This is a genomic window from Thalassomonas sp. M1454 (assembly GCF_007097525.1).
Taxonomy (GTDB): Bacteria; Pseudomonadota; Gammaproteobacteria; order Enterobacterales; family Alteromonadaceae; genus Thalassotalea_A.
Genome location: NZ_VKDD01000002.1, coordinates 869987 through 886722, shown reverse-complemented (window position 1 = coordinate 886722; position 16736 = coordinate 869987). Strand labels below are relative to the sequence as shown.

The window sequence follows — 16736 nt, the reverse complement described above, 5'->3', positions numbered from 1 at the left end:
AGTTTAATGTTTGAATTAAAATACCATACGCCAATTGAATGGGCACATATTGCCGTTGCCGACTTTGATAGTTTTTTACAAGACCATGCCTCAGCAGAGAAAAAAGCAGCGAGTATGGCGATGACCATGCTATCTCATTATCAAGACCGTATTAAGCTAGTTAAAGCGATGACTGACTTAGCCCTTGAGGAAATGATCCATTTTAAGCAAGTATTAAAGTTAATGACGCGCCGTGGTGTGATGTTAGCGAATGATGAAAAAGACCCGTACGTTAACGAAATACGTAAGATGTTTCGCCACACTCGTGAAGAAAAGTTTTTAGATCGAATGTTAGTTGCTGGTGTTATTGAAGCTCGTGGTCATGAGCGTTTTTCTTTAATTTCACAAGCCTTACCTGAAGGTAAAGATAAAACTTTTTACGATGATATTGCTCGCTCTGAAGAAAAGCATAAAAACTTATTTGTAGAGTTGGCGCTTGAGTATTTCCCAGAAGATGTTGTGTATAAACGACTTGAAGAAATCTTAGTGGAAGAAGGTCGTATTTGCTCTGAATTACCGTTTAGAGCAGCACTACACTAGAGTTTTAAGGATCAAGTTGATCTGACCCTGTTAATTTACTCTGTACGCAGGGCATCTATCGGGGTTAGATTAGCTGCGTTTTTCGCGGGATAAATACCGGCCAATAAACCTATGATTGCCGATATCAATATTGTTGTAATTAACACATAGATATTTATATCTATCGGTACTCCAGGAAGGGCTAGTTTAGCTATGATTAGCATTATGAGTACGATGAAGTAACCAACTAAGCCACTTACTACTGCTAAGAAAATAGCTTCAGCTAAAAATAAATTTTTTACTTGTTGCTCAGAAAATCCTAGGGCTCTTAATAAGCCGATTTCCCAAGTACGCTCACTTACGGTTATGGTCATTATTGTCGCTATGCCAACTGCGCCAACGAGTAATGAGATCAAGCCTAAAGCTGCGCCAGCCATTTTTATTATAAAGAGTATGTTGTCTAAACTTTTTAACATGTCATCTTGAGTAATAACGGTAAAGTCTTCAAGGCCGTGACGATTAATTAACTTTGGCTTTATTTGGTTAACTATTTCATTAGCACTCAAGCCAGGTTGATAAAATAAATCAAGCTCCATCAAACTATTACGGTTAAACAGTTGCATCGCTTTAGCGGCTGGGATGTAAATTAAGTCATCTAAATCTTGCCCCATAAACTGTCCTTTTTCGGCTAATACACCGACCACTTTAAAGCGCTGACTGCCCACGTGAACGTATTTTCCCAGCGCAGAAGAGTTTGCAAATAACTCTTTTTTCAACTTTGCACCTAATACTGCAAAACTTCGTGGTGATTTTATATCATCGTTTGGTAAAAATTTACCTTGTGATATTTCCAATTTCCAAGCTTTATTGGCAAATGCATTAACGCCTAAAACATCTGTATATCGAGAGCGGTTTTCGGCTTTAATCTTTGCTGTTCCGGCAACAACTGGGACAGCAAATTCTATATGCTTTTGTCTTGCTAAATATTCGCCATCGCTGAGGGTTAATGGGCGCACAGTCTTAAGGATACCTCCCATGCCAAATGTTTCGGTTTTACCTGGAGTTATAGCCACTATATTGGAGCCAAATTGAGTAAACTCTTGTAGCACATACATACGTAAGCTTTCACCAATTGAATTCATTAAAACTACCGCGGCCATGCCAGTGGCAAATCCGGCAATGGTTAAACCTGCTCTTAGCTTTTGAGCGGATAGTGATTTTTCGACCCAAATGATCAAATCTTTAAAGCCCATTGTTATAAACCTCTCAGAGCTAAGACAGGATCATGTTTGGCTGCGTGTGAAGCCGGTAACCAGGAAAATAACAAACCAACACCAAGAGCAATTACAATGCTTGCAAAGGTTGCCCAAAGCGGAATACTTAGAGGAAATTCTGGCCATAACAAAGCCGCAAAACTAGTGCCCGCATAGCCAAAGAATAAGCCAATAATTACGCCTAAACTAACCAGTAGTAGAGCCTCAGTTAAAAATAAAACTTTAACTTCTTGTGCCGTGGCTCCTAAAGCTTTTAATAAGCCGATCTCTTGTTTACGCCTTGAAACGGAAACGTAGCTAACATTCATAATTAAAAAACCAGCAACGACTAAACTAATTGCCGCTATGGCACCGATACTTGCGGTGACTAAAGTGAGAATATTATTAAAAGAACTCATTAATGAGTTTTGTGTTAATACGGTAATATCCGCTTCACCTTCATGGCGTTTTTTAATTAATGCCATTAATTTATTTTCAGTGTATAACTCACTCCCTGATTGTTTAAGTTCGATTAAAATTCGAAATAAAGCAGGGGAGTTAAATAAGGTTTCAGCGGACCTAATTGGTATTATCGCCATTTGACGCATATCTAAGCCCATAGATTCACCACGCTCTTGCAATACCCCTATCACTCGAAAACGTTGGCCTGAAAATCGAACCCATTCGCCAATAGCTTTCTTATTGCCAAATAATTCTTGTTTTATAGTTGAGCCTAATACACAAACAGCTTGCGCAGGATCTTTAGCTTTACTGGTAAACATTCGTCCTGTTTGTAAGCTTAGCTTGCGAACTGAAAATATTTCTGTGCTACTGCCAAGGGTTATAACCTCACGGCTTTTTCCTTGGTAACTTAACAGTGAAGTTCCGGCGATTATCGGTGCAATAGCTTTAACTGTAGAGATCTTTTCCATAGCAACAGCATCTTCAATAGTAAGATCTCTTGGTGTGCTGCCATAAATAGGTACAGAGCCACCAGTAGTTTCCTTGCGACCTGGCAAGATTATCATTACTTCGTTGCCTAATGCCGAAAACTCTTTTTCTATAAATAGTCTCGCACCTTCACCTAAACTGGTTAATAGTAAAACCGATGTAACACCTATCGCTACAGCCAGTAGCAATAAACCGGTTCTTAATTTATGGCGAATTAACGCTTGCCAGCTATATAACCAGTTATCCTGAAGAAGCATTGTTAATGATATCCTGAGTTATTTTGCCATCAACCATAGTAAGTTGGCGCTTGGCTCGTTTACCGAGATCACTGTCATGAGTAACGACAATTAATGTTACGCCTTGCTTGTTTAATGCTTCCAATAAATTAATTACCTCAAGGCCTGATTTTTGGTCGAGATTACCGGTTGGCTCATCAGCAAGTAATATTTGTGGTTCCATTACCATAGCTCGAGCAATGGCTACGCGCTGCATTTGCCCTCCAGAGAGTTGTTTAGGTAAATGCTCGCTGCGTTCTAAAATCCCTAATTTTGTAAATACATTCTGAACTTTTTGCTTTCTTTGCTTTGCACCAATACCAGCTAACATTAAAGGTAGCTCTGCATTTTCTCTGGCACTTAATCTTGGGATCAAATGGAAGTTTTGGAAAATAAAACCTATATGCTCACGTCTATATTTTGCTCGTAACTCTTCAGCTATGTTTACGGTAGGGGTTGAGTTTAAATAATATTCGCCAGTATCTGCTCTGTCTAACATACCGATCATATTTAATAGGGTGGATTTACCTGAGCCAGAAGGGCCCATAATAGACACATAATCACCCTGATTTATGATTAGATTAACTTGATTTAATACTTGTAAAGGTTGCTCTCCAACTAAATAAGTTTTATTCAAATCGGTAAGCTCGATTAAGGGACCTGTCATTATTAATCCTTAATCTATCGAGTTACTATCTTGTGCTAACACACCAGCAGTAACGCCGCTTAAGCCAACAGAGCTAATCACTCTTTCAGTGGCACTAATACCAGAGAGTATTTCACTGTATTGCCAATTACTAATGCCCAATGTTACTGGCCGTTGCTCAATGGTGTCATTGTCATTAAGGATAAGCACGTATTCATCGTTAATAATTAAATCAGTCGGTAAGCGTAAAACATTTTCTTTACGATCTAATATTACTTCTACATCAGCACTGTAACCGGCAAGAAAATGTGGATCGCGATGTTCATTTAAATCCACTTCGATAGTGACCGTTCTTGCTTGTTTTTCATAATCTTGCACATAGGGTGCAATACGTCTGAGGGTGCCAGCTATTTCATCACCTCGAAACGCATCTAAGCTAATACGAACCGGTTGGCCAATAACTAAATCTGCCGCATCAACCTCGTCTATAGGAGCTTGGACATAATGGCAATCATGAGTAAGCAAATCGACTGCAGGGGGAGTTGGTACGCCAGGTGGTGACGGCATGGTATATTCGCCAACTTCGCCTGTAATTTCAGCAATCGTTCCTTTAAACGGTGCATGCAAGTAAGTTTGTTCGATAGTAGCAATAACGGTATTGACCATGGCATGTTTGCCTTCAACATCTGCGATTGCGGCTTCACAACTTGCTTGGTTAGCCTGCGATGTCGCTATCGCCGAATCCAGTACTTCTTGCGAGGTAAGCTTTTGTTTTAATAAGGTTTTTTGACGTTGTGCATCTTTTAATGAGTTTTCGGCAACGATACAGGCTCGTTGCTGATATTTTTGACTGGTCAATAAAATTGCTTTTGCTTCGTTGAGCTTTGCTTGTTTGTCTTTATTCCATAAAGATAAAAGCAATTGTCCTTGCTCTACAATTTGACCTTCTTTAACTGGGATTTCGGCTATTTGACCACCGATAGGTAGGGACATTCGTGCACGATAACAGGCGGTGATAGTACCTGCGCGAGTATTAGCTACAGTTGCTTCGACAATACCTTTGTCTGCGTATACAACATCAACAGCTATTGGCTTTTCTGTTGATAACCACCAAAATACGCAAATAAATGCGAATATGAGAGCGAACCACTTAAATAATTTAGACATTTCCTTATCCCTAGTCAAAATAACCAATCTGAAATAGATTATAGCTATTGTAATGTTAATTTTAAGTTAACTTGATGATCTAGGATAAGAAAATAGTAATAAAGTCGATATTCTTGAATCTACAAAGTTGCTGAAATTGCTCAGGCTAACTATTTGTCAAATGATGTTGGCCACACAAATCCGCCAGACTTTTTAGGCGCTGCTGCACCTGTACTATTTTTTTGCTCAATGAATTTTTGGATCAATCCCTTAGTTGCTGGGTGATCTTTACAGAATGTTTTTAGGTACATTATCTCAACTTTTTTACGTGCCCAAGGGGTTTTTCGTAAAAAGGTTAAACTAGATTTTAGTCTTGGGTTATTAACAAAACACTTTATGTTTAGGGTCTCGCCCATCTTTTGCCAGCCGAACTCTTTCTCGAGTTTGACTAAAATGTCTTCTAATTTTACACCGTGAAGAGGATCTTGACTCATTTGAGTACCTAGTATTTTTTTGAATTAATACCACATTGTACCAAGAAACTAAGCATACGTTCATGTTGTTATTAAGTTTTATTTGCATTTATAGTGGTTAATAGCACTTTAAAACCCTTTATTTAATTTTAACTAATTTGCATATTGTCATATTTCATCATATTTGTTCATCAGCTTTTCATTCTTACTTTATCAACTTTCGCTATGATTATTTAGCGTCAATCAAGTTGATAATATTTCTCCATTAAATAAAGGAATTACTGATGACTAATGTAAATAAAATGCGTATCCAGTTAGAAAAAATAAACGGTAGTCAAACAAAGTCTGAAATTAACAATGTGCATTGCAAAATTTCTGTAAATGACAAGTTCCCAAGCTTAGACCTTTCAATCTTCACTGTTGAACAAATCTGCCAGCAAGCATGCGCAGGTAATAAAGACTTTATTATTGAGCTTATTAGAAGAGCCGAGGAGCAAGAAATAGAAGGTGATTATATTATGGCCAATGAACTCTATAAGAAATTTACAAAAGGCTTTATATCTTAAACAGTTAAATTGAAAATTGCTGTTATACTTTTTCTATAATGTAAAAGGAAACAGCACTCATGACAAATACAAAAAAAATACTTCGTTTAACTTTAATATCAACTGCACTAGTACTTGCCGCTTGTTCAGAAGCGCCTGAAATTGAAGATCCGATTACAAGTGATAAAGATAACATTGCCATTACTGCAATGAAAAACCCAACGGTAGTAGAAATTGGGTCGTTAAACGATTTAGAAGCTTTATTTAAAGAACACGATTATACGAGTGAAAGTTGGGCTAAAGGTAACCGTGAAGTGCCTCGTTTATCGTTTGATGAGTTTAGTGAAAGCTGGAAAGAAACATCAAGTCATATGCCGGTTAAAACCAAGAAACAAGTTTTCTTTAGATTAATGGCGCCACTTATTTTAATTTCTAACGAAAGAATCTTGTTAGAACGCGAAGAAATAAAAACAGCGGCTCTTGATAGTCAAAATTTGAAAGAGCTTGGCCTTAAATATGGTGTTATATCTGATGAAAAAGACGTTATGGATGAAGAAAAACGTGCTCGTTTATTAATACAGGTAGATATTATTCCACCATCATTAGCACTTGCACAAGCTGCAGAAGAGAGCGGTTGGGGTACTTCAAGATTTACTTCTGAGGGCAATGCCTTTTTTGGTCAATGGGATTTTTCAGGAAATGGCATGACACCAAAACAACAGCGTAAAGAGCTTGGTGATTATGGTTTAGCTCGTTTTGACAGTCCATTAGCGTCAGTTGAAGGCTACATGAAGAACATCAACACCACTGGTGCTTATGAAAAACTACGAGTACTAAGAGCTGATTTGCGTAATAGCAACAAAAAAATTACGGGTATGGAGCTAGCGAATACGCTTGATAAGTATTCAGAGCGTGGTCAGGCTTATATAGATGGTTTGCATGAAATGATTTCATACAATAAATTACAAGATGTTGATGAAGCGTATTTATCAGAAGAAAAATTGATTCATTTAGTAAGAAAATAAACAGCTTACAATTTGACTTTATTAAGGCCACATTTATGTGGTCTTTTTATTACGCTGACTTTTCCTGATAAAAAATCTAAATTAATTGGTGAATTTTATATTTAAGTCTCTAAAAACTAAATTATGGTAAATATGTTGTAGCTAAAGCTTTAAACTTTGTTGGTTTTTGTTAATATGCAGATAATAATAACAAACCATTCCTTCCCTTTTTCAAGGGCAGGACATTTCAGAGTAGTAATATATGCCTAGTTTTAAACAACTCACCCTTAAAGCTTCGTTAGCCGCTTTATTGATAGCTCCTACAGCTTTAGTTCAAGCCGCTGCTACTGACGCCGATGTTGAGCAATGTGTTATTGAAAAGCTTAAAGAAGTAAATGCTAATACACTTGTTTCACAAATCCGCGCAGAGTGTAAGATTGAAGTAAAACAACCTCAAAATGATCCAACTCAAGGTGCTTTCTCGCAACGTATTATTAGCGAGAATGCCAGTAAATATAACTCGCATGTGATCACCCCACATAGAATGAATTATATTTTACCAGTTTCAATTACCGATAATCGCAATACTGAAGTTTACCGTGATGCAGCGCCACAGTGGTCTGATAATATTGAAGATCATGAATCTAAGTATCAATTAAGTCTAAAAGTGCCTTTAAATGGTGGCGACTTATTTACTGAAGGTGATGGATTGTACTTTGGTATGACATTAAATTCATGGTGGCAAGTTTACTCAGAGAACATCTCTAAGCCGTTTCGTGAAACTAACTACTTACCTGAAGTTTTCTACATTACCGGTTTAGACTGGCATCCAATGGGAGGTAACACAGGTTTAATTATGGGTGTTGAGCATCAGTCAAATGGTCGCTCTAATGCATTTTCAAGAAGTTGGAACCGTGTTTACTTAAACTTACTTTGGGAAAAAGAGAATTTATTATTATCACTAAAGCCTTGGTATCGTTTATCTGAAGATGAAAAAGAAGTTTTAGAAGATGGTACGCTAGATCCTGATGGCGATGACAACCCAGATATCATGGACTACATGGGCTACTTTCAATTTGGCGCAGCTTATCAATATGAAAACTTAGAGTTTAGCATGGGCATTCGCCAAAACTTTGCCACTCACAAAGGTGCTTTAGAGTTAGGTATGACATTTCCGCTTTGGGGCCGTTTACGTGGTTATGCGCAATACTTTACCGGTTATGGTGAAAGTTTAATTGATTACAATCATAACCAACAAACCTTTGGTATAGGTATCGCGATTACAGATATCCTTTAACAAAACAGAAATTATCAAGAGGGTCAGAACAACTTGAACTTATCGTAAGGTATGAATCAAGTTGTTCTGACCCTCTTGATTTTTAGCGGGTCATTTTCTTGACAAAAACCACCACGAATAAAGCAATTGTGAAGCTTCCGGTAAAAGCTTCGGTCGCGGCAATAGCTCGTGATATGCCCACCGGAGTTATGTCGCCATAACCTAATGTGGTAAAGGTAACTATCGAGTAGTAAATACAATGCAAAAACAGCATGATATTCTCTTCAAAGCTTTGCGTTGAGTTATAAGAGTAGGTATTACCTTCAAATTGAATTCCAGTAAAAAAATAAAGCATTGAGCAAATCAAAATTAAGATGATTGAGAAGTTAACTACTCTTATTGGCTCTTCACCATAACCGCAAAATAAATCAACAACCTTAGACATCCCTCTTGCAAGTGAGCGTTTCGGCATTTGATAACGACGCATGGTCAATTCTTTCTGGATAAATCGTCCTGATAAGGTAAAGATACCTTCTCTTTCGGAGTGCTTACGTAAATCTCTGTATATTTCTTCTGACTGTTCGAATAAGTCTTGAGCTAGTACTAAATCAAAATCTTCAATAGCCTTAGCTGCCTGAACTTCTTGTATTAATTCATCGCCAATATCAAAGTTTTTTATTTTTGTATCGTGCCAGTGTGCGCCTAATAAATTGCAATAATGTAAATTGGCATTATGCATATTGGCGCTGCAAAGCTCGGCTTTCATTAAACTTGCGTGTTTTAAATTTATATTGAAAAGATGGGCATTAGTTAGGTCGGCTCTATAAAAGTCACAGTGACTAAAGTCAAAACCATTTTTGTGATGATGGTTAACTAAATCGATGCCGCTTAATTTTGCATTATTTAAGCTCAAGCCACGAGTCATACCTCCGCTACGAGCATATTCTTGTAGGTTTTCTTTGTCCTGCGGATGGTCTTTAGTTATGTTTGGATCGTGCCAATAACACCAGCCAGAATCACTAGCAATGCCTGAACAGGTAAAACCTTGTTCATCAGCATATCGGCAACAATTGTCATGATTGGCAGCAGTCATTATTGTTTTTAAGTAATTAATCCACTAAAAAATAATTAATATAAATTTAATTAAAGAGGTAATTAGTGTAGGTGTGAATAATGAATTTTGCTAATAGCGGTGTAATATTGAAAATAAAAAAGGTGGCCTAAGCCACCTGAATTATGAGATTGAAGAGAAAATTAATTTTTAAACTCTTTCAATCAGAGCAGCGATACCTTGACCACCACCAATACACATAGTGATCACTGCGTATTTACCTTGTACACGTACAAGCTCGTGAATTGCTTTAACTGTGATTAAAGCACCAGTTGCACCAATAGGGTGGCCTAGTGATATGCCAGATCCGTTTGGATTAACTTTAGCCATATCAAGTTCTAGGTCTTTACATACCGCTAGAGCTTGCGCTGCAAATGCTTCATTAATCTCCCATACATCAATGTCATCTTTATTAATGCCGGTTTTTTCTAATAACTTGTTTACCGCAGGAACTGGACCAATACCCATAATTTCTGGAGCAACACCAGCAAACGAATAGCCAACTAATTTAGCAAGCGGCTTTAAGCCATTTGCTTTAGCGTATTCACTATCAGCCATAACTAATGCCGCAGCCGCATCGTTAATGCCTGATGCGTTACCAGCTGTTACTGTACCGTCTTTTTTAAATACAGGGCGAAGTTTAGTCATATCTGCAGCTGTACAGTCAAAACGAACATGTTCGTCTGTTTTGTATTCAACTACACCTTTACGTGTTTTTAATTCAACAGGGACTAACTGGCTATCAAAACGATTTTCTTCAATGGCTTTTTGTGCGCGGCGGTGAGATTCTGCAGCGGCTTCGTCTTGCTCTTCACGGCTAATGTTCCATTGCTCAGCTACGTTTTCAGCCGTTATGCCCATGTGAGTGTCATTGATAGGACAAGTTAAAGCTCCTACCATAGGATCAACAAGTTGGGCATCACCCATTTTTGTACCAAAACGAGTAGATGGTGACCAATAAGGTACACGAGACATAGATTCTGCGCCACCTGCAACGGCAACATCACAGTCATCTAATAGCAGTAGTTGTGCTGCTGAAACAACAGCTTGTAAACCAGAACCACATAAGCGGTTTACCGTAAGTGCAGGAGTTGATTCTGGTAGGCCACCTTTAAGTGCAGCTACACGACTCATGTACATGTCACGGCGATCAGAATGAGTAACGTTACCAATAACACAATGACCAACATCATCTTTATTAACGTTCGATCGAGATAAAGCTTCTGCTACCATTTTTCCTGCTAAGTCTGTTGGCGCGATGTTTTTTAGCGAACCACCAAAGTCAGCGATAGGGCTACGTACACCACTTAAAAATACTACTTCACGTTTACTCATAATTTTTCCTATATTTATTTAATTGGTTTTAGGTGCAATTTTTAGCTTGGTTAGTAGCTAAAACTACTTTTTATTTTTTACTTTGATATTAAGTTAGCCTCTTAATGAATTTAAGAGGCTTTGATAAACTTTAAGAGAATGTCATTTCTGGAACGTGTTCTGGAACTACCAGTTCACCTTCGGTAAGTTTAATTATTTCTTCAACACTCACACCCGGTGCTCGTTCAAGTAAATGGAACTTACCATCTTTGATTTCAATAAAGGCTAAATCGGTTAATACCTTTTTAATACAACCTTTACCGGTAAGCGGTAGGGTACAATTAGATAATAATTTAGATACGCCATGTTTAGATGCATGGGTCATAGTAACGATAATATTGTCGGCACCAGCAACTAAATCCATCGCTCCACCCATACCTTTGATTAACTTACCAGGGATCATATAAGAAGCAATGTTGCCATTAACGTCTACTTCAAATGCACCAAGTACGGTTAAATCAACATGACCGCCACGGATCATGGCAAATGATTCGGCACTATCAAATAATGATGCGCCTGTAGCCATAGTAACGGTTTGTTTGCCGGCATTGATTAAGTCAGCGTCAACTTCTTCTTCAGTCGGGAATTGTCCCATACCAAGTAAGCCGTTTTCAGATTGCAGCATTACTTCAATACCTTCAGGTACGTAGTTTGCAACTAATGTTGGAATACCAATACCTAAGTTTACGTAGTAACCATCTTGTAGTTCTTGGGCAACACGTTGTGCTAATTGTTCACGAGATAAAGACATGATCTATTTTCCTTATTCAGAACGCACAGTGCGTTGTTCAATGATTTTTTCGAAAGTGCCTTTAATAAGGCGGTTAACATAAATACCAGGAGTGTGGATCTCATCTGGGTCAAGTTCACCAGGCTCTACAATTTCTTCAACTTCTACAACCGTAATTTTACCTGCTGTTGCAGCTAGAGGATTAAAATTACGTGCCGTTTTACGAAATACTAAATTACCGTAAGTATCAGCTTTCCAAGCTTTAACAATGGCAAAGTCACCTGTAATAGATTCTTCTAATATATAGTTACGACCGTCAAACTCACGTACCTCTTTACCTTCTGCAACTGGTGTACCATAACCTGTTGCGGTAAAGAACGCAGGGATCCCAGCTCCACCAGCACGCATTTTTTCAGCTAAAGTGCCTTGCGGAGTTAATTCAACTTCGAGTTCGCCACTCATCATCTGAGCTTCAAAGTTAGCGTTTTCGCCAACATAAGAGGCAACCATTTTTTTGATTTGTTTGTCAAAAAGTAAAATGCCTAAACCGTGTTCAGTGGTACCACAGTTATTTGATACTAAGGTGATACCTTTAGTACCTTTACGCTTAATTTCTTTGATTAAGCCTTCAGGGTTACCTGATAAGCCAAAGCCACCAGCAATAATAGTCATGTTATCTTCAAGACCTGCCATTGCTTCTTCGTAGGTGTGAACTACTTTATTAAAACCAGCCATTTAAGCTCCTTTATACAAAGGTTTTAGATAAACCCTTGTGTTTATAATTTTAGAGTTAATACTTTATTTGTGCCGATACTCTAACAAATTCCACACTATAAACAATAATTTTAAGCATAAATTAGTGCGCATTTATCAATTAGGTGGAAATAATGTTGGACACTTTCAGAGCAGGTTACAAATAACATAATAAAATATTCGCTATCAATGCCAATAAAATAACAGTTACGAAGTGAGCTGTATCTACATATACCTATGGCACAGGGATATAAAACATTTCACTGAGTATATATTTATAAAGAAATATTTATTTTTTTATTCGGTTTTATGATATTTTAACGTCAATAAAATGACTTAATTGTACGAAAGTGCAATGAGCGGAGTGAAAAAATGAATTTAGCGTTAACTGAAGAACAACAAATGATCCAAGACATGGCGAAAAAATTCGCCGAGTCAGAATTAGCACCTGTTGCTGCCAAATTAGATGAAACTGGCGATCAGCAATTATTTCAAACAAATTTGGCAAGTTTAGCCGAATTAGGCTTTATGGGCTTAAATATTAAAGCCGAGTATGGTGGTGTTGAAGCTGGCACCGTTGCTTTTTCTTTAGCAATTACTGAAATTGCTAAAGCTTGTGCTTCTACCGCTGTAACAACTTCTGTAACTAATATGGTGGCAGAGGTTATACAAGCCGTTGGTAATGAAGAGCAAAAACAAAACTATTTACCAAAAATTTGTTCTGGTGAATATTTAGCTGGTGGCTTTTGCTTAACTGAACCAAGCGCTGGCTCTGATCCTGCAGGTATGAAAACTACTGCAACTAAAGACGGTGATGACTATATTTTAAATGGCAGCAAAATTTATATTACTAGTGGCACAATCGCTGGTGTATTTGTGGTTTGGGCTGTTACTGACACTGAAGCTCGTAAAGGCAAGGGCATTTCATGTTTCTTAGTTGAAGCAGGTACGCCCGGCATGACCATTGGTAAAAATGAAGATAAAATGGGGCAAAAAGCGTCACCAACAAATGAAGTTCATTTTGAAAATTGTCGCGTGCCAGCATCGGCTATGATGGGTCAAGAAAATAAAGGCTTTGCTATTGCCGTTGGTGAATTAGCAGGTGGCCGTATTGGCATTGGCTCTTTAGCTTTAGGTGTTGGTTTAGCTGCACTTGATTATGCTCGTGATTACATTAAAGAGCGCAAGCAATTTGGCCAACCATTAAGTAATTTCCAAGGTTTGCAGTGGATGCTTGCCGAGCGTTACACTGATATGGAAGCTGCACGTTTATTACTTATGAGCGCGGCAAGTACTAAAGAGCAAGGTTTACCGTTTGGTACGCAAGCGTCAATGGCAAAGCTATACGCCTCTGAAAAAGGTAATCAGGCTTGTTACGATGCATTACAACTACTTGGTGGTGCAGGGTACATAAAAGAATACCCGCTAGAGCGTATGGCTCGTGATATTCGCATTACATCAATCTATGAAGGTACGAGTGAGATCCAAAAAGTAATCATAGCTCGAGACGTTCTAGCGTAATTACCGTTAATCTTACAAGTCGAAGCCACTTTGTTTTAAAACAAGTGGCTTTTTTAATTTTTTTAGCAGCTAATTAATGAACTTGCTATAGTAGCCCTTTAATATTCTCATGATAAGAAATAAAACATGTCTACAGAAATTCTGATTGCCGATTATCAAAATTCTCAACATTGCGCTGATTTAATTTATTTGCTTAATGAATACGCTAAAGATCCTATGGGGGGCGGGGCGCCATTAAGTGATTATTCACAAAGTAATTTATGTGCCAAATTGGCTAAACAAACTAACGTATTCACATTGCTTTGTTATGTAGATGGTAAACCTGCGGCTATTTGTAATTGCGTAGAAGGTTTTTCTACCTTTAAAGCCAAGCCACTTTTAAATATTCATGATATGGGGGTGGTTAGCGAGTTTAGAGGCAAAGGCTTGAGTCAGTTGTTGATGGATAAAGTTGAACAAATAGCTCGAGCAAAAGATTGCTGTAAAGTTACTTTAGAAGTATTAGAAGGTAATGAAGTGGCTAAAAATAGTTATATTAAATTTGGCTTTACCGGCTATGAATTAGATCCTGAAATGGGCAAAGCAATGTTTTGGGAAAAAACGTTATAATGGCAAAATAATGGAAGATTTTAAATTATACGTAGATAAGGTGTATTAATTTTATCTACGTTTTAGCATTTAAAAAGAAATTGATTTTCTACCCGTTCTACTATTTTTCTCAGCAGCTGGGTTTTTATCTTTTACCGCTGACTTGCCTTTATTAGAGTTAGATTTTGGTTTTTTCTTGTTATTAGCTTTAGCTTTATTTTTCGGCTTAAAAGGTTCACTGTTATCTTTTTGGTTATTTGCCACAGCCTCATTAAATGATGGTGCTTGCTCAGCAGCTAACCGCTCATCTTCAGAAGCTTCTCTTAGCATCGGCATAATAGCTTCGCCGTTAAATTGCACTATATCTTCAAAGTAAACTTTCTTACGCTTTTGATATTCAACTTCGCCATTTAAATATACGTAACCTTCACTAATAACCATTTTAGCTTCACCGCCACCGCCAACTAAGTTTGCTATTTTTAATAATTTGCAAAGTTCAATAGGCTCGGCATCTACATCTATCACTAAAACTTCAATTTCTTCCAAGGTATTTTCCAGTACTTATATTTTAAAGAGTTTATATTGCTAGTTTATCACTTCAATAAAAAAACACCCAAGGTATTTATATACATTGGGTGTTTTAAACTTACTTTATAGGAATTAAACTAATTGACAGATCAGATCAAACCTAAGGGAGTAATTCTTTTTTACTAAGGAGCTACAGTAAAGCTTACAGAGTAAGTTACAGTTTCTGCGGCTAAATCAGTAATACTTGATTCGCCAAGTGTATTGCTCATATGCTCAGCTGTTTTATTCGCGCCGTGATTTTGAGCAAAAGTAATAATGTCTTCACCATTACATACAACACCTAAAGCAACCGTTTTCTCTTTTAAACGATATTCTTTTAATGTTTTAGTTAGTTTTTGAGTGCTATCGCTCATAGCTGCTTTACATGTATCAACTAATGCACCTTCCATATAAGAGCTCATACCTTCAGCGCTGCTATTAAAGCTAATAAGAGAAGCGCCAGCGAATAACATAGTTGTAGTGATTTGAGTTAAAGTTTTCATAGTTTTCTTCCTGTTTTATTAATATAAAGTTTTAGTAAATTTGTTTGTATAACTGTATAGATGAAGAATAGCCCTAAAAGGTTGGAATTATTTAATCGTGGATGTAACAAAGTATTGCGGTTGTTAACATAAAATTAACTTTTGGTTTTCTTTAAGTTATTGATTTTATGAAGTTAACCTTGTTTTATTAGGTGCGGGTTAATGATGTTGCTGAATAAATGTTTACATTCGGCTTTAAAAATACATATTTCATTAATAGATAAAGCAAATATTTGTGTGATTTTCTTAAAAATTGATGAACAGATAGGCTATTTGTATTAAAAAACAGCATACAAACAAATAATCACAAAATAATGCCAACTTAGTGTTGACAGTTTTTCCATGATCCCTATAATACGCAACCACAAAGACTGGACGATTAGCTCAGTTGGGAGAGCATCGCCCTTACAAGGCGAGGGTCACTGGTTCGAGCCCAGTATCGTCCACCATTCTTTGTTTTATTAGTTATGTAAGTAACTTTAAAATATTTAGTCTTTGTTGATTTGAAATTGTTTGGACGATTAGCTCAGTTGGGAGAGCATCGCCCTTACAAGGCGAGGGTCACTGGTTCGAGCCCAGTATCGTCCACCATTCAATTTCTAATCTATTTTCTACTTGTTGGACGATTAGCTCAGTTGGGAGAGCATCGCCCTTACAAGGCGAGGGTCACTGGTTCGAGCCCAGTATCGTCCACCATCAAGTGAAAATAAATTTATAAATCAAGATCCCCGGACGATTAGCTCAGTTGGGAGAGCATCGCCCTTACAAGGCGAGGGTCACTGGTTCGAGCCCAGTATCGTCCACCATTTCTCTTAAAATATTTAATAGTGTAATTTACTAACTCTGTTTAGTACTTATCTTTAAGTGAAATAATCAGTCAAGATATCCCCGGACGATTAGCTCAGTTGGGAGAGCATCGCCCTTACAAGGCGAGGGTCACTGGTTCGAGCCCAGTATCGTCCACCATTTAATTCAGAAGCATCACCCCTAATATAAGTAAACGAAGGTCACTGGTTCGAGCCGTTAACACAGATTGGCGTCCACCATTTATTTCTTCTTTTTAATTATTTAAAACTACAATCAATCACTTCTTTAATTTTTGATATTCTTTATAATGCAGTTTTTACTGAACAAATATTCATAGTTGCAAGTAAGTAGGATATCCATGAAAAAATTTAGAGTGAGTTTAACCTTATTAGCTTTTATGGCTTTGTTTTATGGTTACACCATTTATCAGTCACCATTACCGTTTGAAGTTATCGACAGAGATAACTCAGGAATTATATCTGTAGAAGAGGCTACACAATCTATGGATATTGATAAACGTGTCGTTATTAAAACTGATGAAATTTGTACTATCTACTATTGGTTAGATGATGGTAGTGATGCTTATGAAGTTTGCGCTGTAAATAATTGATAAAAT

Annotated in this window: 18 protein-coding genes and 5 tRNA genes; 12 read left to right on the top strand and 11 right to left on the bottom strand. The window is 37.3% G+C overall.

The window, feature by feature from the left end; all coding sequences use genetic code 11:
• Positions 1–6: 6 nt before the first annotated feature.
• The gene (locus FNN08_RS05955; RefSeq protein ID WP_143583799.1) at positions 7–579 is read left to right on the top strand and encodes a tRNA-(ms[2]io[6]A)-hydroxylase; all 573 of its coding nucleotides are present in this window, start codon (positions 7–9) and stop codon (positions 577–579) included.
• A gap of 35 nt (positions 580–614) precedes the next feature.
• Here the strand turns inward: FNN08_RS05955 and FNN08_RS05950 are convergent, their stop codons facing one another.
• The 5 genes from FNN08_RS05950 to FNN08_RS05930 form a co-directional block, all read right to left on the bottom strand.
• On the bottom strand, positions 615–1811 hold the full coding sequence (locus tag FNN08_RS05950; protein WP_143583798.1) for an ABC transporter permease: 1197 nt from the start codon (positions 1809–1811) through the stop codon (positions 615–617).
• A gap of 2 nt (positions 1812–1813) precedes the next feature.
• On the bottom strand, positions 1814–3019 hold the full coding sequence (locus FNN08_RS05945) for an ABC transporter permease (RefSeq protein WP_143583797.1): 1206 nt from the start codon (positions 3017–3019) through the stop codon (positions 1814–1816).
• Entirely contained in the window at positions 3003–3704 is a 702-nt protein-coding gene (locus FNN08_RS05940; RefSeq protein ID WP_143583796.1) for an ABC transporter ATP-binding protein, read from the bottom strand. The genes FNN08_RS05945 and FNN08_RS05940 overlap by 17 nt, the downstream gene beginning before the upstream one ends.
• Positions 3705–3713: 9 nt before the next feature.
• Positions 3714–4850: an efflux RND transporter periplasmic adaptor subunit gene (locus FNN08_RS05935; RefSeq protein WP_143583795.1), complete on the bottom strand. Its 1137-nt coding sequence runs from the start codon at positions 4848–4850 to the stop codon at positions 3714–3716.
• Positions 4851–4999: 149 nt separating this feature from the next.
• Complete coding sequence (locus FNN08_RS05930; RefSeq protein WP_143583794.1) at positions 5000–5323, bottom strand: VF530 family DNA-binding protein; 324 nt, start codon at positions 5321–5323, stop codon at positions 5000–5002.
• Between the two features lie 263 nt (positions 5324–5586).
• Between FNN08_RS05930 and FNN08_RS05925 the strand changes: the two genes are divergently transcribed.
• The 3 genes from FNN08_RS05925 (at position 5587) to FNN08_RS05915 (ending at position 8148) form a co-directional block, all read left to right on the top strand.
• The gene (locus FNN08_RS05925) at positions 5587–5868 is read left to right on the top strand and encodes a hypothetical protein (RefSeq protein WP_143583793.1); all 282 of its coding nucleotides are present in this window, start codon (positions 5587–5589) and stop codon (positions 5866–5868) included.
• 59 nt (positions 5869–5927) lie between these two features.
• Complete coding sequence (locus tag FNN08_RS05920) at positions 5928–6872, top strand: glucosaminidase domain-containing protein (RefSeq protein WP_143583792.1); 945 nt, start codon at positions 5928–5930, stop codon at positions 6870–6872.
• 241 nt (positions 6873–7113) lie between these two features.
• Positions 7114–8148: a phospholipase A gene (locus tag FNN08_RS05915; RefSeq protein WP_143583791.1), complete on the top strand. Its 1035-nt coding sequence runs from the start codon at positions 7114–7116 to the stop codon at positions 8146–8148.
• Positions 8149–8230: 82 nt separating this feature from the next.
• On the opposite strand, the gene FNN08_RS05910 is transcribed toward FNN08_RS05915, so the two are convergent.
• The 4 genes from FNN08_RS05910 to FNN08_RS05895 all read right to left on the bottom strand — a co-directional run bounded on the left by FNN08_RS05910 (position 8231) and on the right by FNN08_RS05895 (position 12077).
• Positions 8231–9220 carry an ion channel gene (locus tag FNN08_RS05910; RefSeq protein ID WP_143583790.1) on the bottom strand — a complete coding sequence of 330 codons (990 nt, stop codon included), beginning with the start codon at positions 9218–9220 and terminating at the stop codon, positions 8231–8233.
• A gap of 168 nt (positions 9221–9388) precedes the next feature.
• Positions 9389–10573 carry an acetyl-CoA C-acyltransferase family protein gene (locus tag FNN08_RS05905; protein ID WP_143583789.1) on the bottom strand — a complete coding sequence of 395 codons (1185 nt, stop codon included), beginning with the start codon at positions 10571–10573 and terminating at the stop codon, positions 9389–9391.
• 130 nt (positions 10574–10703) lie between these two features.
• Entirely contained in the window at positions 10704–11363 is a 660-nt protein-coding gene (locus tag FNN08_RS05900) for a 3-oxoacid CoA-transferase subunit B (RefSeq protein ID WP_143583788.1), read from the bottom strand.
• Positions 11364–11375: 12 nt separating this feature from the next.
• Positions 11376–12077 (bottom strand): CoA transferase subunit A, encoded by a 702-nt coding sequence (locus FNN08_RS05895; RefSeq protein WP_143583787.1) that lies wholly within the window; start codon positions 12075–12077, stop codon positions 11376–11378.
• Between the two features lie 390 nt (positions 12078–12467).
• On the opposite strand from FNN08_RS05895, the gene FNN08_RS05890 reads away from it, so the two are divergent.
• Complete coding sequence (locus tag FNN08_RS05890; protein ID WP_143583786.1) at positions 12468–13616, top strand: acyl-CoA dehydrogenase family protein; 1149 nt, start codon at positions 12468–12470, stop codon at positions 13614–13616.
• A gap of 126 nt (positions 13617–13742) precedes the next feature.
• On the top strand, positions 13743–14225 hold the full coding sequence (locus tag FNN08_RS05885; RefSeq protein WP_143583785.1) for a GNAT family N-acetyltransferase: 483 nt from the start codon (positions 13743–13745) through the stop codon (positions 14223–14225).
• Positions 14226–14294: 69 nt separating this feature from the next.
• Here FNN08_RS05885 and FNN08_RS05880 read toward each other — a convergent pair whose 3' ends face one another.
• A complete protein-coding gene (locus FNN08_RS05880) occupies positions 14295–14750 on the bottom strand; it encodes an RNA-binding S4 domain-containing protein (RefSeq protein ID WP_143583784.1) in 456 nt (151 codons plus the stop codon).
• Between the two features lie 164 nt (positions 14751–14914).
• Positions 14915–15274 carry a DUF3718 domain-containing protein gene (locus FNN08_RS05875; RefSeq protein WP_143583783.1) on the bottom strand — a complete coding sequence of 120 codons (360 nt, stop codon included), beginning with the start codon at positions 15272–15274 and terminating at the stop codon, positions 14915–14917.
• Positions 15275–15686: 412 nt separating this feature from the next.
• Between FNN08_RS05875 and FNN08_RS05870 the strand changes: the two genes are divergently transcribed.
• The 6 genes from FNN08_RS05870 (at position 15687) to FNN08_RS05845 (ending at position 16730) form a co-directional block, all read left to right on the top strand.
• A tRNA-Val gene (locus FNN08_RS05870) sits at positions 15687–15762 on the top strand.
• Between the two features lie 66 nt (positions 15763–15828).
• Positions 15829–15904: transfer RNA gene (locus FNN08_RS05865), tRNA-Val, on the top strand.
• A gap of 29 nt (positions 15905–15933) precedes the next feature.
• Positions 15934–16009 (top strand) — tRNA-Val (locus FNN08_RS05860).
• A gap of 34 nt (positions 16010–16043) precedes the next feature.
• Positions 16044–16119, top strand: a tRNA-Val gene (locus FNN08_RS05855).
• Between the two features lie 84 nt (positions 16120–16203).
• Positions 16204–16279 (top strand) — tRNA-Val (locus tag FNN08_RS05850).
• A 199-nt stretch (positions 16280–16478) separates the two neighbouring features.
• The gene (locus FNN08_RS05845; RefSeq protein WP_143583782.1) at positions 16479–16730 is read left to right on the top strand and encodes a hypothetical protein; all 252 of its coding nucleotides are present in this window, start codon (positions 16479–16481) and stop codon (positions 16728–16730) included.
• Positions 16731–16736 lie beyond the last annotated feature (6 nt).

Bases quoted from the DNA above. Each gene is read 5' to 3' on its own strand.
- FNN08_RS05885 (WP_143583785.1), top strand. From the start codon at position 13,743: ATGTCTACAGAAATTCTGATTGCCGATTATCAAAATTCTCAACATTGC.
- FNN08_RS05935 (WP_143583795.1), bottom strand. From the start codon at position 4,850: ATGTCTAAATTATTTAAGTGGTTCGCTCTCATATTCGCATTTATTTGC.
- FNN08_RS05895 (WP_143583787.1), bottom strand. From the start codon at position 12,077: ATGGCTGGTTTTAATAAAGTAGTTCACACCTACGAAGAAGCAATGGCA.
- FNN08_RS05950 (WP_143583798.1), bottom strand. From the start codon at position 1,811: ATGGGCTTTAAAGATTTGATCATTTGGGTCGAAAAATCACTATCCGCT.
- FNN08_RS05915 (WP_143583791.1), top strand. From the start codon at position 7,114: ATGCCTAGTTTTAAACAACTCACCCTTAAAGCTTCGTTAGCCGCTTTA.
- FNN08_RS05945 (WP_143583797.1), bottom strand. From the start codon at position 3,019: ATGCTTCTTCAGGATAACTGGTTATATAGCTGGCAAGCGTTAATTCGC.
- FNN08_RS05900 (WP_143583788.1), bottom strand. From the start codon at position 11,363: ATGTCTTTATCTCGTGAACAATTAGCACAACGTGTTGCCCAAGAACTA.
- FNN08_RS05845 (WP_143583782.1), top strand. From the start codon at position 16,479: ATGAAAAAATTTAGAGTGAGTTTAACCTTATTAGCTTTTATGGCTTTG.
- FNN08_RS05910 (WP_143583790.1), bottom strand. From the start codon at position 9,220: ATGACTGCTGCCAATCATGACAATTGTTGCCGATATGCTGATGAACAA.
- FNN08_RS05920 (WP_143583792.1), top strand. From the start codon at position 5,928: ATGACAAATACAAAAAAAATACTTCGTTTAACTTTAATATCAACTGCA.
- FNN08_RS05890 (WP_143583786.1), top strand. From the start codon at position 12,468: ATGAATTTAGCGTTAACTGAAGAACAACAAATGATCCAAGACATGGCG.
- FNN08_RS05875 (WP_143583783.1), bottom strand. From the start codon at position 15,274: ATGAAAACTTTAACTCAAATCACTACAACTATGTTATTCGCTGGCGCT.
- FNN08_RS05955 (WP_143583799.1), top strand. From the start codon at position 7: ATGTTTGAATTAAAATACCATACGCCAATTGAATGGGCACATATTGCC.
- FNN08_RS05930 (WP_143583794.1), bottom strand. From the start codon at position 5,323: ATGAGTCAAGATCCTCTTCACGGTGTAAAATTAGAAGACATTTTAGTC.
- FNN08_RS05925 (WP_143583793.1), top strand. From the start codon at position 5,587: ATGACTAATGTAAATAAAATGCGTATCCAGTTAGAAAAAATAAACGGT.
- FNN08_RS05905 (WP_143583789.1), bottom strand. From the start codon at position 10,573: ATGAGTAAACGTGAAGTAGTATTTTTAAGTGGTGTACGTAGCCCTATC.
- FNN08_RS05940 (WP_143583796.1), bottom strand. From the start codon at position 3,704: ATGACAGGTCCCTTAATCGAGCTTACCGATTTGAATAAAACTTATTTA.